Annotated in this window: 18 protein-coding genes and 1 pseudogene; 13 read left to right on the top strand and 6 right to left on the bottom strand. The window is 46.3% G+C overall.

Annotated features, from left to right (window positions below; all coding sequences use genetic code 11):
* Positions 1 to 76 precede the first annotated feature (76 nt).
* The 3 genes from HMPREF0581_RS07330 (at position 77) to HMPREF0581_RS07340 (ending at position 3,351) form a co-directional block, all read left to right on the top strand.
* On the top strand, positions 77 to 1,267 hold the full coding sequence (locus HMPREF0581_RS07330; protein ID WP_009643685.1) for a pyridoxal phosphate-dependent aminotransferase: 1,191 nt from the start codon (positions 77 to 79) through the stop codon (positions 1,265 to 1,267).
* 122 nt (positions 1,268 to 1,389) lie between these two features.
* Positions 1,390 to 2,319, top strand: a complete 930-nt coding sequence (locus HMPREF0581_RS07335) for a LysR family transcriptional regulator (RefSeq protein WP_009643611.1) — start codon at positions 1,390 to 1,392, stop codon at positions 2,317 to 2,319.
* A gap of 162 nt (positions 2,320 to 2,481) precedes the next feature.
* Positions 2,482 to 3,351, top strand: a complete 870-nt coding sequence (locus HMPREF0581_RS07340; protein ID WP_009643665.1) for a YitT family protein — start codon at positions 2,482 to 2,484, stop codon at positions 3,349 to 3,351.
* 192 nt (positions 3,352 to 3,543) lie between these two features.
* Here the strand turns inward: HMPREF0581_RS07340 and rpsT are convergent, their stop codons facing one another.
* A complete protein-coding gene (gene rpsT, locus HMPREF0581_RS07345) occupies positions 3,544 to 3,816 on the bottom strand; it encodes a 30S ribosomal protein S20 (RefSeq protein WP_009643602.1) in 273 nt (90 codons plus the stop codon).
* A gap of 204 nt (positions 3,817 to 4,020) precedes the next feature.
* Positions 4,021 to 4,704, bottom strand: a complete 684-nt coding sequence (locus HMPREF0581_RS07350) for an SGNH/GDSL hydrolase family protein (protein ID WP_009643694.1) — start codon at positions 4,702 to 4,704, stop codon at positions 4,021 to 4,023.
* Positions 4,705 to 4,894: 190 nt separating this feature from the next.
* Between HMPREF0581_RS07350 and HMPREF0581_RS08410 the strand changes: the two genes are divergently transcribed.
* The 5 genes from HMPREF0581_RS08410 (at position 4,895) to HMPREF0581_RS08795 (ending at position 10,287) form a co-directional block, all read left to right on the top strand.
* Entirely contained in the window at positions 4,895 to 5,440 is a 546-nt protein-coding gene (locus tag HMPREF0581_RS08410; protein WP_009643657.1) for a DUF1836 domain-containing protein, read from the top strand.
* Positions 5,441 to 5,460: 20 nt separating this feature from the next.
* Positions 5,461 to 7,269, top strand: coding sequence for a translation elongation factor 4 (gene lepA, locus HMPREF0581_RS07360; protein WP_009643603.1), 1,809 nt, complete (start codon positions 5,461 to 5,463; stop codon positions 7,267 to 7,269).
* On the top strand, positions 7,256 to 8,413 hold the full coding sequence (hemW, locus tag HMPREF0581_RS07365; RefSeq protein WP_009643642.1) for a radical SAM family heme chaperone HemW: 1,158 nt from the start codon (positions 7,256 to 7,258) through the stop codon (positions 8,411 to 8,413). Before lepA ends, hemW begins: the two co-directional genes overlap by 14 nt.
* A gap of 17 nt (positions 8,414 to 8,430) precedes the next feature.
* Entirely contained in the window at positions 8,431 to 9,939 is a 1,509-nt protein-coding gene (glpK, locus tag HMPREF0581_RS07370) for a glycerol kinase GlpK (RefSeq protein WP_009643662.1), read from the top strand.
* Positions 9,940 to 10,143: 204 nt separating this feature from the next.
* Positions 10,144 to 10,287, top strand: a complete 144-nt coding sequence (locus HMPREF0581_RS08795) for a hypothetical protein (RefSeq protein ID WP_009643620.1) — start codon at positions 10,144 to 10,146, stop codon at positions 10,285 to 10,287.
* Between the two features lie 155 nt (positions 10,288 to 10,442).
* Here HMPREF0581_RS08795 and HMPREF0581_RS07375 read toward each other — a convergent pair.
* Positions 10,443 to 11,111 (bottom strand): annotated as a pseudogene (locus tag HMPREF0581_RS07375) (IS30 family transposase); the annotation flags it as partial.
* 628 nt (positions 11,112 to 11,739) lie between these two features.
* Here HMPREF0581_RS07375 and HMPREF0581_RS07385 point away from each other — a divergent pair.
* Positions 11,740 to 14,823, top strand: coding sequence for a metallophosphoesterase (locus HMPREF0581_RS07385; RefSeq protein WP_009643658.1), 3,084 nt, complete (start codon positions 11,740 to 11,742; stop codon positions 14,821 to 14,823).
* A 391-nt stretch (positions 14,824 to 15,214) separates the two neighbouring features.
* On the opposite strand, the gene HMPREF0581_RS07390 is transcribed toward HMPREF0581_RS07385, so the two are convergent.
* Genes HMPREF0581_RS07390 through HMPREF0581_RS07400 form a run of 3 tightly spaced genes read right to left on the bottom strand, consistent with a single transcriptional unit; the run spans position 15,215 to position 18,734 of the window.
* Positions 15,215 to 16,660 (bottom strand): nitrogenase component 1, encoded by a 1,446-nt coding sequence (locus HMPREF0581_RS07390; RefSeq protein WP_009643680.1) that lies wholly within the window; start codon positions 16,658 to 16,660, stop codon positions 15,215 to 15,217.
* The gene (locus HMPREF0581_RS07395) at positions 16,657 to 17,982 is read right to left on the bottom strand and encodes a nitrogenase component 1 (RefSeq protein ID WP_009643627.1); all 1,326 of its coding nucleotides are present in this window, start codon (positions 17,980 to 17,982) and stop codon (positions 16,657 to 16,659) included. Before HMPREF0581_RS07395 ends, HMPREF0581_RS07390 begins: the two co-directional genes overlap by 4 nt.
* Before the next feature lie 2 nt (positions 17,983 to 17,984).
* Positions 17,985 to 18,734, bottom strand: a complete 750-nt coding sequence (locus HMPREF0581_RS07400) for a nucleotide-binding protein (RefSeq protein ID WP_036381912.1) — start codon at positions 18,732 to 18,734, stop codon at positions 17,985 to 17,987.
* A 275-nt stretch (positions 18,735 to 19,009) separates the two neighbouring features.
* Here HMPREF0581_RS07400 and HMPREF0581_RS07405 point away from each other — a divergent pair, with 275 nt between their 5' ends.
* The 4 genes from HMPREF0581_RS07405 to HMPREF0581_RS07420 are packed head-to-tail and all read left to right on the top strand — an operon-like array spanning position 19,010 to position 25,012.
* Entirely contained in the window at positions 19,010 to 19,762 is a 753-nt protein-coding gene (locus tag HMPREF0581_RS07405; RefSeq protein WP_009643617.1) for a nucleotide-binding protein, read from the top strand.
* Entirely contained in the window at positions 19,762 to 21,051 is a 1,290-nt protein-coding gene (locus HMPREF0581_RS07410; RefSeq protein WP_009643628.1) for a nitrogenase component 1, read from the top strand. The genes HMPREF0581_RS07405 and HMPREF0581_RS07410 overlap by 1 nt, the downstream gene beginning before the upstream one ends.
* The gene (locus tag HMPREF0581_RS08415; RefSeq protein WP_009643624.1) at positions 21,038 to 22,360 is read left to right on the top strand and encodes a nitrogenase component 1; all 1,323 of its coding nucleotides are present in this window, start codon (positions 21,038 to 21,040) and stop codon (positions 22,358 to 22,360) included. Before HMPREF0581_RS07410 ends, HMPREF0581_RS08415 begins: the two co-directional genes overlap by 14 nt.
* Positions 22,361 to 25,012, top strand: a complete 2,652-nt coding sequence (locus HMPREF0581_RS07420; RefSeq protein ID WP_009643644.1) for a carbamoyltransferase HypF — start codon at positions 22,361 to 22,363, stop codon at positions 25,010 to 25,012.
* The last annotated feature ends 38 nt before the right edge of the window (positions 25,013 to 25,050 follow it).

Here is a 25,050-nt window from a genome sequence, read left to right on the forward strand (position 1 = left end):
AGAATGTATATGATATAATGCAGGGTATAAAAGATATTAATCGTATATGGCTATTCGTAACGGAAAGGAGTTAATCATGGTTAACGAAAAATATCATGGCTTAGGAACAGCCCCATCAGTTATCAGAGAACTGTTTGCATATGGATTGCAGCAGGCTAAGGTAGTGGGTAAAGAGAACGTGTACGACTACTCACTGGGTAATCCAAGCATTCCGGCGCCGGCTAAGGTTAACGAGACAATCAAGAAACTTGTTGACACAGAGGATTCAATCCAGCTTCACGGTTATTCGATGGCTCCCGGATTCGAGAACGTACGTCAGGCAATCGCTGACAACCTCAACGAGAGATTTGGCGTAAACGCAAAGGCTAACGAGCTGTTCATGACATGTGGATGCGCTCCGGCACTGGTATCTGTTGCTCACGCACTCACAACATCCCCTGAAGATGAGTTTGTGGCAATCGCACCATTCTTCCCTGAGTACAACGTATTCTTTACCTGTGCAGGTGCTAAGCTGACTGTCGTACCCGCTGATACAGTTCACTTCCAGATTGATATGGATGCACTCGAGAAGACTATCAACGAGCATTCCGTAGCTGTTGTAATCAACTCCCCTAACAACCCGTCAGGAGTTGTATATACAGAGGGAACTCTCAAGGCAATTGCTGAGCTGCTCGATAGAAAGAGCAAGGAGTACGGACACCCGATCTATATCATTGCAGACGAACCGTACAGAGAGCTCGTATATGATGGAGTTAAGGTTACATTTATCCCGACAGTATATGACAACACGATTGTATGCTACTCATGGTCCAAGTCGCTGTCTCTGCCCGGAGAAAGAATCGGATATGTGTATGTTCCTGAGAAGTGCGCGGATGCTAAGGCGCTATATGATACGGTTGCCGGTGCTGCTCGCGAGATCGGATCTGTATGCCCTCCGACTCTGATTCAGAAGGTTATCGGCGAGTGCGTTGGTGAGATGCCTGACCTGGCTGCCTACGATGAGAACAGAAATCTTCTCTACAACACTCTCAGAGAGTACGGATATGAGTGCGCTAAGCCGGACGGTGCTTTCTATCTCTTCGTAAAGGCTCCAAACGGTGATGCCGTTGCATATTCTGAAAAGGCTAAGCTGGATCACAACCTGCTCGTAGTTCCCGGAGACGGATTTGCTTGCCCCGGCTATTTCAGACTTTCGTACTGCGTAAGCAATGATATGATCAAGAGATCGCTGCCTGCATTCAAGGCTATGATCGAGTCTTACAAGTAAGCTGTCACATTTGCAATTAAACGCTGAAATAATTGCGTTTAAGCAAGTTGTTATTAAAAGCATAATGGTGTGGGGTGGGACGTATGTCTCGCCTACACCTTTTTATAGGGGAAATACGCCTCATGGAATCTAAAACTATAATAACTTTTATAAAAGCCGCAGAACTCGGCAGCTTCTCTCGCACCGCAAATGTGTTGGGATATTCGCAGGCAGCGGTAACTGTTCAAATCAAGCAGCTCGAGGATGAGCTGGGCACGAGACTTTTTGACAGAATGGGGAAGGGAATTCAGCTCACTTCAAGTGGAGAGCGTTTTCTGCCTTATGCACAGCAGGTGCTCAAGGTTAACGAGCAGGCTCGCAAGTTCATGAAGCTGGATGATGAGCTGCATGGGACAATCAGAATAGGAACAACATCTTCGATGGCAAACGCTTATTTCCCAACATTGTTAAGGGAATTCAGCGAGACATATCCTCAGATTAAGCTCGTGCTCAAGACATCGGATTACTTCGACAACGTATATGAGAAGCTCAAGCAGAACGAAATAGATTTTGCCCTGTTCATAGATCGTAAGATGGTGTACAAGGACTGCAACACTGTCGTAGATCATCCCGAGGAGATGATTTTTATAGCATCGCCTGACAATCCGCTGGCATCGAGGAAGGATATACCGATTCAGGATATTGTCAGCAACGGATTCATTACTTCCGATCAGGAGGTGAGCTATCCGAGGTTCCTCGACGACTACTGCAAGGACAATGGTATAGAGTATGAGCCAATCATGGAGGTCAGCTCGGTTATAGCGATTAGCGAGATAGTTGCAAGCAGCAACTGCGTATCCTTCGTTCCGAAATCTTCTATTATCAGAGATCTCGAGCAGGGCAGGGTTGTAATACTGGATGCGGATAAGAGCTTCAAATGTAGGATGTACTCGCAGATAGTGTATCGACGTGAGAAGTGGATTGAACCTCACCTGGAGATATTTATGGAATTTGTTCGCAGCAAGATCAGGAAAATTGATAATACTGAAGAGCCTGCGGATATACAACAATAAGCAGAGAGAGCAGCGTGAGAACGATTGAGTAATGGAAGTCTAAATAGGCGCGGATAGACAGCGATAAGCAAGGTGAGCAGCCCGGGATAGATTTCGATTTGTTAAGCAGATGATGAATGCGCGTATTGAGAAATAATTAGAGAAGGCGATAGAGACAGAGAGATGAATATAAGCAAGAACGGTATTATAGATTTTATTGTTATCACTATTGGTACGATTATATGCGGTGCTGCGACCTATTTCTTTATGGTCCCAAGCAATCTCGCAATTGCCAGTGTATCCGGTGTAGCGATTCTGATCGGCAAGTTTATCCCTCTGTCCAAATCAGTGCTTATCCTGATTTTAAATGTTGTACTCCTCGTCATCTCGTGGTTCTTCGTTGACCGTGAATTTACCATCAAGTCGGCATACCCGTCGGTGGGTCTTCCGGTAGTTATGATGGTATTCGAGTATTTCACTCCGAACTATCATGGGGTGATGAATGATCAGTTTCTGGACATGATATGCTATCTGTTCCTGTGCGATCTGGGCATTGCGCTCATGGTTGTGAGAAATGCTTCGTCCGGAGGACTCGATGTGCTCTATAAGATGGCAAACAAATACCTGAGCATTGACTTTGGCGTTGCGACATCTGTCGTCGGAATAGTCATCTCAGCGCCGGCGATATTTATTTATGACCCTAAGACCGGAGTCCTGAGTATATTGGGTACATACATCACGGGAATTATTATCGACCACTATGTGTTCGGCATGACTACTAAGCTCAAGATATGTATATTGTCCAAGAAGTATGAGGAGATATGCGAGTACATACTCAATGAGCTGCATAGCGGAGTGACCATCTACGAGGCATCAGGTGGATTTACAGGTGAGAAGATAAAGGAGCTCAACGTGATTGTCAACAGAAACGAATACGCCAAGATTATGAAATACCTGAAAAGTGCAGATCCGGACGCGTTTGCAACGGTTACAAATATACATGATGTTATGTACAGGCCGAAGCGAATATCGAAGAGTGACAGTGTTAAATAATGAATCGAAAGCCCGCAGTCCGGCGGGCTTTTATCATTGCTTTCATCATTCGCGTCCGCTGCGAGCGGCGACTGGCGCAGATGTGCAGCCGGGACATTGAAACAAAAAAAGAACGAAGGGAGACACTCCTTCGTTCCGGCGTATTTTTAACTTATACGCTGCACATGTATGTGCTGTGGGGACGGGTGAGAATTAGTTGTTCTCCTTGAGACTGTTAAGTCTCTTAGCGAGTCTCGAAACTGTTCTGGAAACGGTATTCTTGTGATAAGTACCCTTAGCAGCAGCCTGCATCAGCTTCTTCTCAGCAGCCTTAAATGCCTGCTCTGCTTCTGCAACATCACCTGTGTTAACTGCAGCTAGAAAAGCCTTCTCAGCTTCGCTAACATGGTTCTTAACTCTCAGGTTGCGAGCAGTCTTCTTGTCAATAGTTTTGATTCTCTTCTTTGCGGATTTAATGTTTGCCATTTATTTACCCCACTTTTCTTATAAACAGTTATAATTCGCCTTGAAATTATATCTCACAAGCTTTGAAATTTCAAGTTCATGAGCGCAGTTTCTCGGCAATCACATAATAAATACATCGCAGATACTGCTTTTTAAATAAATTGCCTGTGATAAGGGAGGCAGCTGCATTGAAAGCGCAATTGTGAATCGGATTCGCTCTATATATTAGTCGAGCGCAGCCAATTCCTTTCGTAGAAATTTCGCGATCAGCTTGTGACCGGCTGCATTAGGATGCATGCCGTCAGCACAGATATAGTCGCTATAATCTCCCAAATCCAGGAAAGGCTTCCTGATATCAAATAACTGTATCCCATATTCGTCCGCAAGCCTGATGACCATATCGTTATAGTCGCTCTGCCATTTTTCTATGGATAGGATATCCCCTCCGAGATATTTCATTATGTTGTCCTTGTTGAGATCTCGCGATACCCAGCGGAAGAAACGCTTTCCGTCAAGAGGCGGGAGAGTGAGCAGTATAGGCCTGCTGCCGGCGAGCATTGTCTTTTCGATTATATGCTCATACTGTTCTTTGAACTCGCTGAGGGGAGTTTCGGCACAATGCTCGCAATTTGGGGATACGGACACCTCGTTCCAGTTTATATTGCAATCATTTCCTCCAAATTCAATCAACGTGTATTTATAATCCTTAATATTGGAGTAACGCTTGTCGAGAATCTTACTTCCCTTTGAGGTTGTAGCGCCGAACGAAGCGAAATTTCTGAAGGTGGAGCCGAAATCCTTCTGCAACAGAGCGATGAAGTTGTCGTTTAGCAAAGCATATTTCTGTCTGATCTCATCAAATATTATTCCCTTAGCTATTGAATCGCCAAGCACGCAAAATTCTGTCATTTGTTACCTCCTCGTAATATTCAAATACAGTGAAGAAGATTTGTAAAACCTTGTAATATGATATTCAATATTATATTAAACAATTGTTAAAATTGCAATAGCTGATGCTGAGTTTTTTGACAAATGAACGCTGTTATTTGCGCACGTGATTAAGTATAATGAAACATATAGATTAGAAAGAGGTGAGATAATGCCGGAGCGGATTAAGGAACTTATATACAGGCTTGAACACTCCAGACCGGAGAACTGGGATAAGATTCCGGATATTGACTTATACATGGATCAGATTATCGGATATATGAAGAGACAGCACATCGGACTTGAGTTCGACGGTGATGAATCTCTTACGCCTGCGATGATTAATAATTATATGAAGAGCGATTTGCTGCCAAGGGCTCATGGCAAGAAGTATGACCGTGAACATATCGGGTATCTGACTGCTATCTGCCTTCTCAAGCAGGTGATGAGCGTCAAAGAGGCGGGGGTGCTGCTCGAGTCGGAGATGGATCACATGGATGTGGAGCATTTTTATGAGGAGTACTGTAGGACTGTTGATGCCGAGTATTCATCGATGGCGGATAAGGTCAGAGAATGCAAGGATAGGGAAACAGCGACCAGGATGGCACTTGAGCTGGCGGTGACCGTATATGCAAGCATGCTTGCCTGCAAGGAACTGATAGCATATATAGACGAAGCTGCAGGTAAAGCAGATGGCGCCGATAAGTCGGAAAAGTAGCAAAGGACAACAATACAGTTATGGAATATTTAAAGAATATCAGAAATTTCAGCATTATTGCCCATATAGATCACGGCAAGTCGACACTGGCCGACAGGCTGATTGAGAAGACCGGACTCGTCGCATCGCGCGACATGAAGGAACAGTATCTCGACAATATGGATATCGAGAGGGAGAGGGGGATCACCATCAAGCTTCAGACGACGAGACTGGCTTACAGGGCGAAGGATGGGCAGGAATACATCCTCAATCTCATCGACACCCCGGGACACGTGGATTTCAACTATGAGGTGTCGCGTTCGCTTGCAGCTTGTGACGGTGCGGTGCTGGTTGTAGATGCAACTCAAGGGGTTGAGGCACAGACTCTTGGTAACGTATATCTCGCCCTCGACGAGGATCTCGAGATTCTGCCGGTTCTCAACAAGATGGATCTGGAGAGCGCAAGACCTGACGAAGCCAAGGAGGAGATAGAAGAGATAATCGGAATTGACGCCGAGGATGCCCCGCTGATCTCCGCAAAAACAGGCATGGGCATAGATGATATGCTGGAGAAGCTCGTCGAGGTTATACCTCCGCCTGAAGGTGATCCGGATGCAAATCTCAAGGGACTTATCTTCGATTCATATTACGACAGCTACAAGGGTGTGGTGATATACACGAGAATATTTGACGGCAGAGTAAAGAAGGGCGATTACATCCGCATGATGAACACCGGCAAGGACTACGAGGTGACTGAAGTCGGCTACTGTATTCCGAGTATGATTCCTGCCAAGGAGCTCAAGGCAGGAGAGGTAGGCTACGTGTGCGCCAGCATCAAGCAGGTTGCCGATGCCAGAGTCGGAGATACCATCACACTTACCAAGTCGCAGGCGGCTCATCCGCTCAAGGGATACAAGAAGGCGCAGTCCATGGTGTACTGCGGAGTGTATCCGGCAGATGGTGAGAAGTATGAAAATGTAAAGGACGCGCTCGAGAAGCTGCAGGTCAACGATGCCGCATTCCACTTCGAGCCTGAAAATTCCGCGGCCCTCGGCTTCGGATACCGTTGCGGCTTCCTCGGGCTGCTGCACATGGACGTTATAATCGAGAGACTTGAGAGGGAATTTGACCTCAATGTCATCACCACCCTGCCGAGCGTTATATACAAGGTAGTTATGAAGGACGGCAGCGAGATTATGGTTCAGAATCCTTCCAACCTGCCTGATCCGGCGGAGATACAAAGGATAGAGGAGCCAATCGTTTCGGCTGAAATCATGACGCCTAAGGACTATGTCGGCACTATTATGACGTTGTGCCAGAGCAGACGCGGCAACATGGTCAACATGGAATATCTGACGGAGACAAGAGTGCAGCTGCATTATGAGATTCCGCTCAATGAGGTGATATACGATTTCTTTGATGCGCTCAAATCCAAGACAAAGGGCTATGCGTCGCTGGACTATGAGTTCAAGGATTACAGGGCTGCCAAGCTGGTCAAGCTCGATATCCTGCTCAACAAAGAACTTATCGATGCTTTCAGCACAATTGTGCCGGAAGAGGAAGCGTACGCAAAGGGGCGCACGATATGTGCAAAGCTCAAGAAGCTCATCCCTATGCATCAGTTTGAGGTGCCGATTCAGGCAGCAATCGGGCAGAAGGTAATCGCGCGGGAGACGGTCAGAGCTTACCGCAAGGACGTAATTGCGAAGTGCTACGGAGGTGACATCTCGCGTAAGAAGAAGCTGCTCGAAAAGCAGAAGGAAGGCAAGAAGCGCATGAGACAGTTCGGCAGAGTCGAGGTGCCTCAGGAGGCGTTCACAGAGGTTCTGAAGTTCGATGACGACAAATAAGAAGTCAGGTATATATGTTCATATTCCGTTTTGCGTGAGAAAGTGCAACTACTGCGCTTTCCTGTCAGTCCTATCGGACGAAGCCGCGCGGGAGAGCTATGTAGACAGCCTGTGTCGGGAGATCAGAATAAGAAGTGCGAATGGCAATGATGAGAGCCTTGGCACGTTTGACTCCGTGTTCTTTGGCGGAGGCACTCCTTCACTTCTAAGTGCGGAACAGATAGACAGACTGCTGCGCGAGCTGAGGCGGAACCTCAACATAGAAAATGGAGCGGAGATAACCATGGAATCCAATCCGGCCACGCTGTCAGCTGACGGTCTCAAGGGATACAGAGCTGCCGGTGTGAACAGGCTATCCATGGGAGTGCAGAGCATGAATGACGCTATACTGCAGAGGCTGGGACGCATTCACACCTCAGACGATGTCATCAGGGATATCAAGCTCGCGAGAGAAGCCGGCTACGACAATATCAATCTCGACCTGATGTTCGCTGTTCCGGGCGGCACTCCGGAAACTACATTGACGGACCTCAGTGCCATCTGTGAGCTCAAGCCGGAGCACGTGTCGTTCTACAGTCTGCAGCTGGAAGAGGGTACCGGGTTCTTTGATGAATTTGAACGTGGAGAGCTGGAAGAGCTTCCGGATGAAATCGACCGCGCGATGTATCATGCAGGGTGCGATTACCTTGTGCAGCACGGGTATGAGCATTACGAGATATCGAACTTTTGCAGGACCGGTCGTGAGTCCAAGCATAATCTCAAATACTGGGATATGTCTCCTTACCTCGGGCTGGGTTTGGGCGCATCGTCTTATATAGGCGGACGCCGTATCGTAAATGTCAGCTCTATGGACAAGTATCTGCGGCTTGTGGCAAAAGGAATTTCACCTATCGCCGAAGCTCACGAGAATTCGGAGCATGACGACGTGTCCGAGGCTGTTTTTACGGGGCTGCGGAAATCAGAAGGTATCAGGTATGCGGATATACTCGGCAGCTACGACGAATTTTGGGAATATTACAGTGATGTGAGAGACGAAGTGCGCCGATACGAACGGGACGGCAAGCTGATTATCACGCGAGAGGGTTTGAGGCTCACGGAAGCGGGGATAGATATAAGTAACGGGATTATGGCGCTTTTTGTATAACAGAAGAGGAGGCTACGATGGGTGAATATATTATGACTCTCGACGAGGGAACGACTAGTGCCAGATGCATTATATATGATAGAACGGGGAAAGCGATAAGCGTCGGGCAAAAGGAGTTCAGGCAGATTTTCCCGCATGACGGATGGGTGGAGCATGACGCTATGGAAATCTATTCGACGCAGATGGCGGTTGCACAGGAGGCCTTACTCAAGGCGAGTCTCACGTACAGGGATATCGATTCTATCGGTATAACCAATCAGCGTGAGACGACGGTTGTATGGGACAAGAAGACCGGCAGACCTATCTACAACGCAATCGTGTGGCAGTGCAGGCGCACGGCTGAGACTGCGGAATGGCTGAGAGATCATGAATATTCCGAGTTAATCAGGGAAAAGACCGGGCTCATAATCGACGCGTATTTCAGTGCTACTAAGCTCAAATGGATTTTGGACAATGTCGAGGGTGCCAGGGAACGGGCAGAGCGAGGTGAGCTGCTGTTTGGAACGGTCGAGACCTGGCTGATATGGAAGATGACGGGAGGAGCCTGGCATCTCACTGATTATTCAAATGCAGCAAGAACTATGATGTTCAATATCAACACTTTGGACTGGGACGACGATATACTTGCAATCCTCGATATTCCTCGTACAATGCTTCCGAAGCCTGTACCATGCGCGGGAGACTTCGGCGAGACTATCCCGGAGCTGTTCGGCGGCAGACTTCAGATAACAGGTGCTGCCGGTGACCAGCAGGCGGCGCTGTTTGGAGAGGCATGCTTTGAAGAGGGGGAGATCAAGAGCACTTACGGAACCGGTAACTTCCTGCTTCTCAATACCGGAAATAAACCTGTGTACAGCAGCAGCGGTCTGCTTACGACCATAGCCTGGGGATTAAACGGTGAGGTGAAGTATGCGCTCGAGGGTTCAGTATTCATCTGTGGTGCTGCTATTCAGTGGCTTAGGGATAATCTGCAGATAATCAGGAAATCCAGCATATCGGAGAGCTTGGCGAGCAAGGTTTCAGACAGCGACGGTGTCGTGGTTGTACCTGCATTCACAGGACTGGGTGCTCCGTACTGGGAACCGGACGCGAGAGGGGCAATCCTCGGAATCAAGCGTTCGACCAAGAAGGAGCATGTGGTGCGTGCAACCCTGGAGTCGATCGCTTTCCAGAGCGATGATCTCATAAAGGCTATGGAGCAGGATCTGGGAAGAAAGATCACCGATCTCAAGGTGGACGGAGGTGCTTCCCTTAACAACTTCCTGATGCAGAATCAGGCAGATATTTCGGATGTTCACATCATCCGTCACAAATCGATTGAATCGACCTCGCTGGGAGCGTCATATCTGGCAGGGCTGGCTTCCGGGTACTACAAGTCGATTGATGAGATTATCAAGCTCAAGGATCAGGATATAGACAAGGAATTCATGCCGGTAATTGACGAGGACGAGCGTATCATGGCCAAAGCCAGATGGCACAGGGCAGTGGATGCGGTGCTGGCGCTGGCTGAAGATGAGTGTTTCTAAGATTATGCGACAAAGAGAGTTAATCCGTGCGAATTACCTCTCATGTTAGCTCTTGTAATTCCGGAATTTTGAGAGGAAGGCGCGAACAGAATCATGCACATTCAAAGGTATCCCTGATCAATAGCATTACAGGTTCTCGGGTGGATTTTCAATCGACTGACTCTCATCATAATAGCAGCAATAATTCTGAAGGGAAGGAACAGTATGAGTGAATATTTCTATTTAGACCCGGCTGAGATCAAAGCGCAGTGCAGAGAGGCGATAGAAAACCTGAACGAGGTCAGCTCCAAGACGAAAGACGTAGAACAAAAGCTGGATGAATTTATTCATTTGATACACCAAAATTAAAGGATATGAAACAATATGAAAAAGACGTGGAATATCGCCAGAAAAAATTTAGAGAGAAAGTATAGTAAAGATGAATAAAAAATTTTCACTAAAGTTAAGCATTTCGTTTATCAGTATAATAGCTTTGCTGGTAGCTGCTTTTATATCTTGAATTGTCAAGTCAAGTGCAACGAGGTTGAATAATAAACCTCATAAGAAGTTAGGTAGCCTAAGCATTTTCGAGGTCGTCTGTTTAATTCATCCACTTTGCTTTGTATATATTCATCGCTGTACTTTGAAAGATCGGTTCCTTTCGGAAAGTATTCGTGAATTAAGCCGTTAGTATTTTCGTTTGTTCCACGTTGCCAGGGCTGATGTGGCTGTGGAAAGTAAAACTGCACATTATTCAATGCAACCGAGGTTTCTGCATGCTTTGCGAATTCCTTTCCACGATCTGGAGTAATGGAGAATAATGGCTGCTCTTTGAGGCATTTAATCATAACCTCACTCACAAGAGCGGCAGTTTTCTTTTCTGCCTTCATACATAGAAGAAATCGACTTTTTCGATCTGCGAGTGTAACGAGACAAGGACCATTTTTCTTTCCGGCAACAGTATTATCTTCCCAATCCCCAATACGTGAACGACTATCCGCCTCGGCAGGTCGCTCTGAGAGATTGTTGCTAATAACTATTTTGCCACGTTTTTCAGTGTGTTCCTTAGTGTGACGAGTTTTCCCTCTATGTCTAAGTTTCCGTATCGCATCTCGATTCCCCCTCGATTTGCGTTCGTCTTTTGTGTCAAACATTCTTGCATAGATAGCTCTATAAATTGGTAAATATGAAATAAAAGACGGGAATTATGTGCTAACAACAACTCAGGGTGCTAGGGTAAAATTTAAAAATACAGCAGGTGTTAAAAAGAAAATGATTAACTTTTATTGGCAAGGCGCACTAATAGGAGATGATGCTAATGAAAAGATGGTGATTTTTATAATCCCGGAAAGTCAGTTTGTGTTGGGATATCCGAATAAAAATAGCAAAACTTATAATAAGCATAGAAGGTTTTGCACGCTTTACAATAAATCCGACATAAAAAACTTCCTGACTCACCGGATGAATTCCGAAAGCAATTCAAGATGGATAAGAAAGCGGAGAAGGAACGTGTAGAGAGAGAAAAGAAGTTCGGCATTTCATGATACGTACGATGAGGTATTTGTGTTTTATTGATATGACAGCCCTATCGCTGAGCTTGGAATTTCATTTAACACGTAACACGGGCACAGTTCATCCCAACCTGCCATCTGCATGTAGAGCTAAGCTAAAGGAAGAGATAAAAAAGCCGGATGCTATAACCTTTATACTGTAAAGGTGTCATATATATTCAGTAATATAAGTTGATCAGATTGTCTATATAAAAAAAGTCAAGTATAATCAGCTTGTATAATAATAACTATAACTATGGAGGAAGCAGAGATGGGATCGTTATCTATTATTCATTTATCAGATATACATATAAAAAATTCTGATGACACTATCTTAAAAAGATATGAAGAAATATCAAAAGCATGTGTCAGTTGTGTGAAAGACAAATCCACTTTGGTAATTGTAGTATCTGGTGATATAGCATATTCAGGTGAATGTGAACAATATAAGCTAGCAACTAAGTTCTTTGAGAATATAAAACAGTATATTGAAAATGAAAAAAATATAAAGGTTGAAGTTGTAATTTCACCAGGTAATCATGATTGCGATTTTTCAGAGAATAGTTCTGTTAGGGATATTCTTATTAATAATATTAACCCAACTGATATTGATCAAGAGTATGTAAATAATGTTATTGCAAAACAAAAGCATTTTTATGATTTTGTTTTGCAGTACTATGATGATATGAACAATAGAATTTGCTGGGAAAAGGAAATTTCAATTGATAATAATGATGTGCTATTTGTTTCAGTTAATTCTGCATGGATGTCTGAGTTGCATGAACAACCAGGTAAACTTGTAATTCCACAGTCTTTTCTCCCAGTGATAGACTTAAATGACTATGAAGCTGTGATATATGTTTGTCATCATCCATTAAATTGGTTAAACCCAGATTATAAAACACCATTTATTGATCATCTTAGAAATAATGCTGATATTGTATTGTTTGGGCATGAACATTATAAAGACAATTACATTCAAACTGGGAAAACTTATGAACTGATAAACTATCATGGAAAGGAACTACAAAATTCAAAATCAAGCGAAAGTGGCTTTTCAATCATTGCATTCGATGATGATTTCAAATCTTACAATGTAAAGGACTATGAATGGGTCGAAAACCGTATTTATAACAGAATCAACGATAATGATAGAGTCTTTGAACGCAATAAGGCAATTAGGTCCGTATATTCAGTAAATGAATCATTATTAGATTATATTGATGACATAGGAATAAATGTTAAACACTTTGCAAAAGAAAATATTGTTTTAAGCGATTTGTTCATCTGGCCAGACTTAATTAAAAGTGATTATAAAAATGAAAAATCCGGCAGTGTACGAATAAGTGACAACTATTTTAAAGAGCTGTGTGAAAATAAGTTGAGTATAATTGTTGGTGAATCAACTAGTGGTAAAACAACATTAAGTAAACAGCTATTTCGTAGTGAGTTGAATGCAGGAAGGTGTTGCATTCTTGCTTATGGTCAAAACTTTACAACATCCACTGAAAATGCAATCATAAAGACCATAGAGGAAACTTATAAAAAACAATATTCTGGTGATTATTTGGAAGAATTCAGACAGCTTCCACGAAAGAATAAAACATTGATTATAGATAATTTTGATTCAATACAAAATAATAACAATAGAAGAAGCAAGGTGATAGATTGTGTGTCAAATCAATTTGATACAGTTGTAATACTAATGGCATCAAGCTTTGCAATAACAACACTCTTAAAATCAGAGGTAATAAATTCAAGCGATGAATTGTATTATTATGAAATCAAGCCATTTGGGAACAAAAAAAGAAAAGACTTTATATCAAAATGGTATAAATTAAATAATGTTTCCGACACAGAAAAAACAATAGATGAAAAGATTGAACAAGCTAAAGGTATAGTAAATAATTTTTTGGGAAATGGAGCGTCTTTTATTCCTGCATACCCAATTATTCTAACTGGTATACTACAAAACAAGGATGCTTTTAGCCAAAGTATTCATGTGAGTAAGTATGGTTATCTTTATGAGTCATTGATTAATCAAAGTCTTGCATCTATTGCTGAATATGAAACAAATTCTGGGTTATATAATTTAGATACTGAAATTTTATCTGGAGTAGCATATGAAATTCTGCATCGTAAACGTACTGCTATTACAAAGGAGGACATTGGATCATATTCTAAAAAGTTATGTGAAGAAAAAATACTTTCGAATGTTCATGTTGAACAGTTTATTGATAGAATGCAACGTGCTAAAGTTTTGATAGAAGAATTTAGTAATGGTGACGGATATAAATTCAAGTATCCATACTTTTTTTACTATTTTGCAGCAAAGTACATTGCTAATCATTTAAATGATGAGCAAGTACAAAACCTAATGGAACATATGAGCTCGACTCTTCATAATGAGACTTACGGAAATGTTGTAACTTTCGTATGTCATTTCAACAGTGACCAAAGTGTTATTGATAATGTTATGATAAATGCTTATGAAAAATTGGATAACTTTGAGGAGTTCGACTACTCAAAAGATAATCCGATTTTTTGCGAAATTAAAGATGCAGTAAAACATTTTATTCCGCAAAAGATTTCATCAAATGAAAATGTAGAATCTAATAAAGATGCTGAGTTGAAGCAAATGGATAAGATGGGAATGAACGATGGTGAAGTAAGCAAGGGAGAAGACTACATTGATGATACGATATCAGAGGAGGATAAGAATTTTGCGGAGATTGTTGCAGCATTAAAAACCATTGAAGTACTTGGACAAATTTTACAGAATTATCCTGCTGATATAAGTGGTCAGAATAAAATAAAGATAATTGACGAAATGCATAGGCTCGGAATGCGTTCAGTAAATGCAATTATTGAGACAATGAAGTATCTAAAGGATGACTTAATTAACTTTGTATATGAATCTTCCGTAAAAAATAAATCAAATATATCACGAGAAGAAATTGAAAATCGCATTAGAACACTAATTAATGTCATTGTGGTGGGGATGGCTCGCTCAATGATACATCAAGTTGCAAGATCATTAAGTAGCGAGTTGCTACTGCCGGCTGTCGAGAAAACATATGAAAATGATGATTCTATTTCAACGCAACTTTTGATGACAGACTTAAAGCTAAACTGTTTGAAGGACAAGGTGAACTATGATGAAATAAAGCAACTAAGAGATAAACTTGACAAAGGAAATGAGCTTTTTGCAAAAGGTATTGTTGATTCAATAGTTGGAAGATACTTAAACTACAATGAATGTGACTTTAAGTTAAGGTCAAAATTCTGTAATTTATGTGGATTTGCCGAAAGACCCATGTTCGCATCAGTAAGCGAAAACTTAATAAATAGCTAATATACATGAGGCTGTCGCATTGAATAAAAAGTGACAGTCACTTATCATGGGAAAAGCAGAGCATCAACGACAGAATCTACGATCCCAACGTTAACGGTCTGCTTCTTTCGAGTTTTGGCACAATAAACCAGCCATTGCCGGTTTGATCCATTGTGATATTACGCCAGAAAAACAGACCACAAAAAGCAAGACTATTTCACGTTGTACGACAGCCTATTGAAAATGCTGTATCTTATCATAATTGATATCACGATTGATACCATGAAAAACAGATCTGTCATCGGCATGGCCGAGGACAGATCTATTCTCAGCTGAAAATCTATTTTGAGGGCGTTTAGCAGGAAGAAAGCTGGGGAGACAGGCCTATCATCTTAAGCGGGTATATGGAGCCTTAGAGCTCGAGGGCTTCGTCCGCACCTTGCGCTTTCCTATTCTGCTTATAAGGCTTATTTACCTTCATGATATCGTTGACAGCGATGAATTCCTCTGCACCGGATAGCTTCTCGGCTAACCGATCGGTGAATTCCTCTCCTATAAATACAGGTATGTGACTCCTATACATCCTGCCTGAATATGCTTCGTGGGGCATATTTATAAAATGTGGCAGCTTGCCGTTTTCATCCTTTGTCAGAATCCGCCGATATATAGGATCGGCAATCACAGTGGCAGCACCGTTCAGGACAGCTTCTATATCAGCCTCGTCGCGAACAGTCACATCGCCGGAGCGGAGTACGTGTGCATCAAGCTGAGTAGGGCATAGTATATGCACGTCTGGAACGCCCAGATCATGCTCGAGAGCGTAGCGGATGCCGGATGCGTTCACTGCTTCTCCGATAATCCATGTTCCTCCGTCTGTTCTATTCTTTAGCGAATATTGGGCACCGAACCTCCTGCTGTGAGATTCATACGGAAGTGTATCGTAGAGCGCGCTTGTACCTAGTATTCTTGATCTGTTGTCCGCAGCCGATGCTCTTATTAGCCGCTCCAGCTCCGTGCCGGCAGACTTCCCGGTCGGCAGTCCCAGAACTGCAGGAGTACCGTATTTCTTATGCAACACGTGTGCGCCTGAAATCGCGAGTGAAGAGCACACGACGTTGACATCAGCTATATGCGCTCGAGCTATCTCCTCGAGCGTGCAGCTCATGGTCATGCAGCAGTTGACGCGGATGTTCCTGTCTGCAAAATACTTATTCAGGGCTTCCACGTTTCCGACCACCGAGAAGTCAAGCGGAGTTATGCCGAGCAGGTTGACAGAGAGCGAAGCTGAAGGTGCAGCCGGCGTTTCAGCCGGGACAAGCGGTGCAATTGGTACATTCGATGCAGCCGATCCACCAGGCGCAGCAGATTCTTGTGATGCGCAGCTGTTTTCATCTTCCTCAAGCTTTGCATGTGGAGGGCAGAATCTATCCAGCAGCTCCTCATAGACCATATTGCCGCCGAGCACGTATGTGTCCATGGCGTTGGTTGTAAATCCGAAGGTCGGAATTCCCGTTCGATTCTCGATTATACGCGCTATTCCCTTCATATCAGTGCTCATGAAGAGCGGTATGAGAGCTGCCGAGATAGCTATGAACTTTGGATGAGTCTCGTTTGCGGCTTCAACCACATCGCATATCAGCTTCTCGTCGTTGCCGAGTATGACATCGTTCTCGATTAGACCCGAGATATATATCATGCTGTCCACGTCGTACCAGCGCGGCTCGTCGTGTGTGTTGTAGGTTGAATTGCAGCCCGAAGCATCGTGCATAACGACCAGTCCACCCAGCTCGTACAGTACAGAACATACACCAAACAGGTCTGCCGAATATGTAGATAAAACTCTCGCTACCTGCTTCATGCCGAGCACCCCCAAGCCTTGACCTGTATGATGGATTTCGTATCCTTCTCGTTTTCGTATGCGTCTATGAGCTCAGCAGCTAAACTCTTGATAGCATCATAACCGTACCGACCGTTGTTGGTAATCATATTTACAAAATGTCCGGTACCCATGAAATACGCAGCCTTCTGACCGATAGCGATAACCTTGCCGTCCGCTTCCTCGTCTCGAGGGTAGAAGCGAGCGCGGAAATCCTGTGTAGCCTTGAGCGGTATGTCCGGATAATGCTGCTTCAGCCACTCCAGGTCGGGCATGCTGTCCGGGGTAAGGCTGTCACCGTAAATCTCGGTGACATTGAAGCCGTGAGACAGCAGCAGTCTTGCCAGACTGAGAAAGCGCGGTGTACTCATATAATCTATCCCGATCGGGGCAGTGCCTACAATCGACAGTGCATTTGTAAGAGATTCTTCAGCCTCTGTTCGCATATCGGTGAGGTCAGGAGCTTCGACATCCAGCACAGCTGCAAGCCTGGTCATGTCACGGTCTATCTCGTCATAAATATATGTGTATGGCATGTAGATGAACTGCTGCCCGAGTCTCTCCTCGAGACATGCCGCCGACCATGCTGCGACAGGCAGGGAATAGATGTTGAGAAAGCTCTCTCCCATAGCCTTGTATTCTGCATAATCATCCATAGCTGCCGGGTCATGAGTGCGAAAACCGTGCTTATGCAGCAGCTTCATATGGTCTCCGGTAGTGGCGATCGGGAAGTTGTCACCGATGAAATTCACTACTTTGCCGTTTAGCGGTTGCTCCTCGATGCACAGATACATCGAGCGGCACATATCCTCTTCAGGAGTGTGGTCGTTAAGCTTCATGGTTGGCGTCATCTGCGCGGATATGAAGTCTATATCCGGGAAGCGAGCTGACAGCTCGTCGTAGATATATTCGATATCCGTAGCCAAAAAGTAGTGGATGCAGCCGGTGAACGGCAGCACGCATGTTGGCCTGTGCTTCAATTTATTCAGTATATCTGTAACACCCTCGATGAACAGCTCCTCCATCTGACCGCTGAGGATGTCCTTCTCCTCAATCATCACCATCGAGTATCTGTCGAGGCCCTCGTATTCTGCAGCCGATAGCACTACTCCGCGCAGACAGGCAGACGCTCCGATATATATCATGTGAGAACCCGGTATGATCATCGGCGTGTGCGCAATCGTCCATCCGCCGCGTGAGGGACATGAATATTCGAGCTTGCGCGGGAACGGTGTCAGCGTGTTAAGGTCGCCCAGCCGCACCTGTGCCTTGCTTAAATCGGGCTTGTGTAGATCAATCAGCATTTTTACTCCCTGTTTATTAAATCCAGTGCGATCTTCGTGTAAACATCCACCATCGGGTCACTCGGATATGCCTCGGCGACCGTGAGTGCGTCGTCAGACGCTTTTTTTACAACCATACTGTGCTCGATAACTCCGACTATCGGACACTCGAGATCCTCGCTGAGTGTCTGCAGCTTCTCGTCCTCACCGTGGACGCTGCGCTTGTTGGCGATGATACCCGACAGTCCGTTGTGGCCGCGGCGCTTGAAACTCTCCATCGCAAGGCCGAGATTCATGGCTGCATATATGGCCATCTGTTCACCCGATGAAATCACATATACATCGTCAGCATAGTTCCGGCGTAGCGGCATGGAGAATCCGCCGCAGACTACGTCACCGAGAACATCATAGAAGACTACATCTGGATGGAGCACCTGTTCGAAGTTCCTTTGCTTCAGTAAATCCAAGGCTTTTGCTACCCCGCGACCCGCGCACCCGATACCGGGAGTCGGACCTCCGGCCTCGACGCAGATTACTCCGTTATATCCGATCGTGTACATGTCCTCGAGTTCAATATCCTTGACTTTATCTCTATATGTATCGAGAACCGGGGTGAGTTCACGTCCCCGGCGCAAGCTGATAGTTGAATCCGCCTTCGGATCGCAGCCAATCTGCATGACCGTGTATCCCTGCCCGGCCAGTGCAGCGGACATGTTGGAGACGGTGGTCGACTTACCGATACCGCCTTTACCGTATATTGCAATTCTTTTCATAGAAATTACTTCCTTGTTAAACATAATTATATCTCAAAAGCTTATAGCTTCATGTTACTACTTGCTTTGAGATACGATGTTTAAAAATATTTTATCAGTGGGGTAAAAAATTGTAAATGATTGTGATTAAAATACCTTTAGTTGCGTGTAATCGAATGCGATAGTATAATTTCAATAGTTAAATGCGGACTGACCACAACGGGCACCGTGTGGGAAGAGCTTGTTTTCGGAGACTTCTGCCCGAGTGGTTGAAGTCTTTTTGTGTAGGGGGATAAATGATTAAAGTGGCTATATATGGCAAGGGCGGCATTGGAAAATCAACGGTTACAGCCAACCTCGCGGCAGCTTTTGCAGTTAAAGGCTATAAGGTGCTTCAGATTGGCTGCGATCCGAAGGCGGATTCGACAATCAATCTGCTCGGCGGTGAGCCGCTGATGCCGGTAATGAATTTTATGAGAGAAAACGACGATGAACCGACGATTGACGAAATGGTCAAGACCGGCTTTGGCGGAGTGAAGTGCATCGAGACCGGGGGTCCGACGCCGGGGATCGGATGTGCCGGAAGAGGAATAATCTCGACGTTCAATCTGATTGACGACCTGGATGTGTTTGGCAGGTTCGAGCCGGACGTAGTGCTGTACGATGTGCTGGGAGACGTTGTCTGTGGAGGCTTTGCGGCCCCTATCAGAGAGGGCTTCGCGGAGGATATACTCATCGTAACCTCGGGAGAGAGGATGGCTCTCTATGCTGCCGGCAACATCAAGACGGCTGTTGATAATTTTGCAGACCGCGGATATGCCAAGGTGAAGGGCATCGTGCTCAACCACAGGAACGTCGAGCACGAGACAGCGAAGGTACAGGCCTTTGCGGATGAGGCCGGCGTTCCGATCGTCGGAGAGATTCCTCGCAGTCAGGAAATCATCGACTGGGAGGATCAGGGCAAGACTGTCGTCGAAGGCAATCCGGATTCTGATATCGCCAAGAGATTTATGGCGCTCTCAGACTATCTGATCAAGGAGAACGCGTAATGGCGAGAGATGCTTACTATACAACTATCGGAGAACTCGCTGCGGCAGGTACGATTCCGTCTGAACTGATTGGTAACGATCACCTGGTATACAGTTCACCGGCGACGCTGACATATAATTCTCCCGGCGCGCAGGGCTTCGGCGTCAAGCGGGCAGGACTCGTGATACCGGAATCGGTGATGCTGGTCGTTGCACCGGCATGCTGCGGCCGTAACACCACGATTCTCGCGGACGAGGGCGGCTACAGCGACAGGATGTTCTTCCTCCAAATGAGCGAAACCGATCTGGTCACAGGGCGTCACCTCACCGATATACCGCAGGCAATAGAGGAAATCTGCGAGGTGTGCGAGGTCAAGCCCAAGGTTGTGGTCATCTGCATCACATGCGTGGATGCACTCCTCGGAACCGACCTGGAACGTGTCTGTCGCAAGGCTGAAGAGCGAACAGGAATTCATGTGGTTCCTACATATATGTATGCGCTGATGCGCGAAGGCAAAAATCCACCTATGGTTGCGGTAAGGGAAGCTATCTACTCACTGCTCGAGAAGCGAAAGCCAATAGGCGGGACTGTTAATCTGCTCGGGAATTTCACCCATCTCGAAGACGATTCGGAGCTATATGATATCCTCGGACAGCTTGGAGTCAAGACAATCCATGAGGTAGGGAGGAAGACAACCCTCGATGATTATATGGAGATGGGCGGAGCCGACTTCAACCTGATATTAAATCCTGAGTCAAGGAAGGCTGCGTTTGCGCTGGAGGCGAGATTGGGAATACCATATGCAGAGCTAAGCAGACTGTATGAAATAGATAGAATTCGCCGTCAATATGCGCTTTTTGCTGCGGCCCTCGGAAGTGCTATCGATGATTCGGAATACTACAACGAGGCGAATGATGCCTGTGCGAGGCTGCAGAGGGAGTGCGAGGGCAGGACTTTTGCAATAGGTCAGGTAGTAAATGGAAATTCTATCGAGATGGCACTTGCACTCGAAAAGCTGGGGCTGCGCGTCAAGGCAGTTTTTGCAAATATAAGTGGCGATGACTTCCCGTTTATCAACGAACTCGCAGAGCTCAATCCGGAGTTAAAGGTATATTCGACGTTGTCTCCGACGATGATGAACTATGATGGCAGTGAAAAGGTCGATATATCTATTGGAATTGACGCACAGTTCTACTATCCTGAATCGATAAATGTGCACTGGAATGACGAGATTCAGCCGTTTGGCTACAAAGGACTGGTCCACTTTGTTGAGGCGGTAGAGAGGAGGCTCGCTGATGAAAGGGCTTAGGAAATATCTATCGCCGTTCACACCGGATCAGTCGGGAGCCGTTTCGGTGCTGTTCCACTACGGCGGAATGCTGATAATAATGGATGCCGGCGGTTGTGTCGGTAATATCTGCGGATATGACGAGCCGCGCTGGGAGAAGGAGAAGAGCGCGATTTTCAGTGCCGGACTCAGAGACCTGGATGCGATTCTCGGACGCGACGAGCTCCTGATCAAGAAGACCAAGGATGCATTGCGAGATGTGGATGCTAAGTTCGTCGGACTGATCGGGACACCGGTTCCGTCGGTGATTGCGACGGATTACAGGGCGCTCAAGAGGCTGATGGAAGAGGATTACGGGCTTCCTGTCGTGTCGGTCGAGACGAACGGAATCGACCTCTATGACGATGGTATAAGCAAGGCTTTTTTGCAGCTGTTCAAAAGCTACATGCCGGAAAACGGCGGCTCCGGAGCAAAGGTACTGAATTCAGGGAGTTCGATGGAAGCAGCAGGATTGTCAGCTGATGAACCGGTCGAGGACGGCCCCAATGCCGATACTGATTCAAATGTGGAAGCGCCGGTAAGCGATGCGGATGACGCATGCAGTAGAGATAACAGAACAGGTTGTGTAGGCCGATTGCATTTAACAAATCGGGATGCGGGTGACGTATGCAATAGAAATAATAGAACCGTCGGGGTGATAGGCTTTACACCGCTGGATACGCCGGGAAGCGGCGATTATTCAGATATGCTGGCAGCGCTTGCGGAGATGGGAATCGAAAATCCGGTCATATACGGTATCAACGATGACCTCGCAGCTGTTGGCAAAGCGGCTCGCGTGAACAGGAATATCGTCGTATCTCCCGGTGGAATCAAGGCGGCTCGATGGCTTCGAGATAGATTCGGAGTTCCGTACGAGATACGATATCCGCTGCCCGAGGCTCGATTGCAAGACTTTGCCGCAAGGGTATGCAGCCATAATCCGACAAGGGTGCTGATAATACACCAGCAGGTTCTTGCAAATTCGCTAAGGAGCGTTGTGCTTGATACTGATTCCGACTCTTCGCTTGAATCGGTGGATGTTGCGAGCTGGTTCATGCTGAATAAGGAGGCTAGATTCGACTCGGATGTAAAGCTGAACGAAGAGGATGATCTCATGAAGCTTGTGGAAGCTCGCGGATACGATATGGTCATTGGCGATCCGCTACTTAAAAGAGCGTTGCCCGGCTGGCAAGGAACATTCCTCAGCCTGCCGCATTTCGCTATATCCGCTTCACTTTATTCCGCAGACTCTGACGCCGAGTATTGGGAGAAGGCCGGAGAGGTGCTGTAATTGATAACCAAACTTATTAGGCTTTATGGAATAGTGCAGGGAGTAGGCTTCAGACCATTTGTCAATAGGCTTGCAGATAGATATCAAATATCCGGAAGCGTCTGTAACAAGGGTTCTTATGTTGAAATTGCAGCTTCTGCTACAGTAGACGTAATAGATGAGTTTATTCATGCACTGGAGGCAGAGGCTCCTGAGAGATCTGCGATTGTCAAGGTCAAGGTGAAGACGCTTGAGCCCGAGAACGGTGCTCCGGCACCTGAGCTGATAACGGGGCAGAGAGGTGCGGCTAAGAACAATAACGCAGGATCCGGATTCAAAATATTAGAGAGCAAGCATGAGGAAGGTCAGATATTTGTATCTCCTGATATTGCCATCTGCCCTGATTGCGCCAGAGAGCTGTACAATCCTGATGACAGGAGATATCTGCATCCCTTTATCAACTGCACACAGTGCGGTCCCAGATTAACAATTCTGGATTCTATGCCTTATGATAGAGATAAAACCAGCATGGCCGATTTTCCTATGTGCGAGGACTGCAATCATGAATATACGGATATGAATTCGAGGCGGTATCACGCACAGCCTGTATGCTGCAATGATTGCGGGCCGGAGCTCTACACACTCGGCGGCGTGGCCGAAGTCGGAGCGGTTAGTCCGCACACCGTAGAATGTGATGCGGCACAAGCTGATTCTCGTATCGAGCAGGGTGCCGAATCCGAGGCCGTGACCGACAGTCCGTGCACCGGGGAATATGGCGCAGCACAAGCTGATGCTCATATCAAGCAGGGTGCCGAATCCGAGGCCGGAATCTACAGGCCGCGTGCTAAGGAATATGGCACGGCGGCTCTGCTCAGGACCAGGGCTGTGATTAGATCCGGCGGCATCGCTGCTATCAAGGGGATTGGAGGGTTTCATCTGTGCTGCGACGCCGCGAATGAAGCAGCGGTTCGGCGCCTCAGACAGCTGAAGGCGCGCCCGATGAAGCCGTTTGCTGTGATGATGCGGGATCCGGATGTGGTTGCGCGCGAATGTGAGCCGGAGGCGGAGATGATGACGCTGCTTACCGGACCGCAGAAACCGATCATACTGATACCTAAGAAATCTGAGAGACTGAGTTCAGGCATAGAGCTTCAGAAGCATGATATTTCGGTGACTGATAATGAGGAACAATCAGTTCAGGGAACTAGAGTTGCAGCATCAGTAGCCCCACACAATCCTAACCTGGGGGTTATGCTGCCGTACACACCGGTGCATATGCTGCTCTTCGATTATCCGGGGGATGAGCCGATTTCTGATGTGTTGGTGATGACTAGCGGCAACCCTTCAGGAGCCCCAATCTGCATGAATGATGAAGAGGCATCAGGGTACTTGGCGCCAATGTGCGATATAATACTCTCAAATTCCAGAGAAATTCGCATTAGAGCCGACGATACCGTAATGGCATTTTATGACCATAGACCGTATATGATCAGGCGTTCCAGAGGATATTCGCCATTACCGATTGTTGCAAAGGAAGAAAGTAATCACGCGGTACTCGGGATAGGGGGGGAACTCAAAAACGCCTTTTGCCTAAGTGCAAAAGGGTTATATTATCCATCGCCATATATCGGAGATATGGCTGATATGAGGAGCGTTCGGGCACTTGATGCAGCAGTGCGTAGGATGGAAAGACTTTTTGAGATTAAACCTGAGATGATAGTGAGCGACATGCACCCCGGATATAATACGAGTGAGATGGCGAAAGTGATAGCAGAGCGGGAAGGAGTACCGGTTATGGAGGTTCAGCACCATCATGCGCACATGGTTGCATGCATGGCAGAAAACGAGTATGAGGGCACTGCTCTTGGAGTGACTTTTGATGGGACCGGTTATGGACCGGACGGTACGATATGGGGCGGAGAGTTTTTGCTGGGTGATGCAAATAGCTTTGAAAGGGTTGGAAATATCACGCCGTTCATGCATGCCGGCGGGGACATCGCATCCAGGGAAGGATGGCGGATTGCCTACTCAATAATCAGCACAGCGCTCGGAAGTGAGCCGGCCGGACGCATCGCCGCGACGCTCGGGCTCGGCGATGCGCAGGGCAGACGCAGCATCGACTTCATGCTCGGCAACAACGTCAATACAGTCAAGTCGACAAGTGCCGGCAGACTCTTTGATGCAGTCAGCGCAGTGCTCGGTATCAAGGCATCCGGCACCTTCGAAGGCGAGGCTTCAATGGCGCTCCAGTTCGCAGCCGAACGCGCCGAAGCACAAGGAATAAGCCTCGCTCCATATGCGGGCAGGCTGATCAATATCGATCAAGACCGATTCGAGCTGTGTACAGACACCTTGCTCATGGAGCTGGCGGCAAGGCGACTGTCCGGCCAGGATATAGATCAGCTAGCTTATTTCTTCCATAAGGCGCTGGCTGATATGATCGTAATGTCGTGCTGCTACCAGCGCACCAGAACAGCCACCGATGTAGTAGCGCTGTCAGGCGGCGTGTTCCAAAACCTGCTGTTGCTGAGGCTGGTAGATGAAGGCTTGAGGCGCGAAGGATTCAGAGTACTCAAGCACTCTATGGTGCCGACCAATGACGGCGGTATAGCTCTCGGACAGGCAGCAGCAGGAATAGCTGCACTTGAGAATCAGAGCCAATCAGAGTTATAGAGTCAATCAGGGTGTATCGGAGTTATAGAGCTAATTAG

This window comes from Mogibacterium timidum ATCC 33093 (assembly GCF_000525775.1).
GTDB classification, from domain to species: domain Bacteria; phylum Bacillota; class Clostridia; order Peptostreptococcales; family Anaerovoracaceae; genus Mogibacterium; species Mogibacterium timidum.

Excerpts from the sequence above, each read along its gene's own strand:
- HMPREF0581_RS08795 (WP_009643620.1), top strand. The coding sequence starts at position 10,144 with ATGAGTGAATATTTCTATTTAGACCCGGCTGAGATCAAAGCGCAGTGC.
- glpK (WP_009643662.1), top strand. The coding sequence starts at position 8,431 with ATGGGTGAATATATTATGACTCTCGACGAGGGAACGACTAGTGCCAGA.
- HMPREF0581_RS07395 (WP_009643627.1), bottom strand. The coding sequence starts at position 17,982 with ATGCTGATTGATCTACACAAGCCCGATTTAAGCAAGGCACAGGTGCGG.
- hemW (WP_009643642.1), top strand. The coding sequence starts at position 7,256 with ATGACGACAAATAAGAAGTCAGGTATATATGTTCATATTCCGTTTTGC.
- HMPREF0581_RS07405 (WP_009643617.1), top strand. The coding sequence starts at position 19,010 with ATGATTAAAGTGGCTATATATGGCAAGGGCGGCATTGGAAAATCAACG.
- HMPREF0581_RS07390 (WP_009643680.1), bottom strand. The coding sequence starts at position 16,660 with ATGAAGCAGGTAGCGAGAGTTTTATCTACATATTCGGCAGACCTGTTT.
- HMPREF0581_RS08410 (WP_009643657.1), top strand. The coding sequence starts at position 4,895 with ATGCCGGAGCGGATTAAGGAACTTATATACAGGCTTGAACACTCCAGA.
- rpsT (WP_009643602.1), bottom strand. The coding sequence starts at position 3,816 with ATGGCAAACATTAAATCCGCAAAGAAGAGAATCAAAACTATTGACAAG.
- HMPREF0581_RS07340 (WP_009643665.1), top strand. The coding sequence starts at position 2,482 with ATGAATATAAGCAAGAACGGTATTATAGATTTTATTGTTATCACTATT.
- HMPREF0581_RS07330 (WP_009643685.1), top strand. The coding sequence starts at position 77 with ATGGTTAACGAAAAATATCATGGCTTAGGAACAGCCCCATCAGTTATC.
- HMPREF0581_RS08415 (WP_009643624.1), top strand. The coding sequence starts at position 21,038 with ATGAAAGGGCTTAGGAAATATCTATCGCCGTTCACACCGGATCAGTCG.
- HMPREF0581_RS07400 (WP_036381912.1), bottom strand. The coding sequence starts at position 18,734 with ATGAAAAGAATTGCAATATACGGTAAAGGCGGTATCGGTAAGTCGACC.
- lepA (WP_009643603.1), top strand. The coding sequence starts at position 5,461 with ATGGAATATTTAAAGAATATCAGAAATTTCAGCATTATTGCCCATATA.
- HMPREF0581_RS07335 (WP_009643611.1), top strand. The coding sequence starts at position 1,390 with ATGGAATCTAAAACTATAATAACTTTTATAAAAGCCGCAGAACTCGGC.
- HMPREF0581_RS07385 (WP_009643658.1), top strand. The coding sequence starts at position 11,740 with ATGGGATCGTTATCTATTATTCATTTATCAGATATACATATAAAAAAT.
- HMPREF0581_RS07410 (WP_009643628.1), top strand. The coding sequence starts at position 19,762 with ATGGCGAGAGATGCTTACTATACAACTATCGGAGAACTCGCTGCGGCA.
- HMPREF0581_RS07350 (WP_009643694.1), bottom strand. The coding sequence starts at position 4,704 with ATGACAGAATTTTGCGTGCTTGGCGATTCAATAGCTAAGGGAATAATA.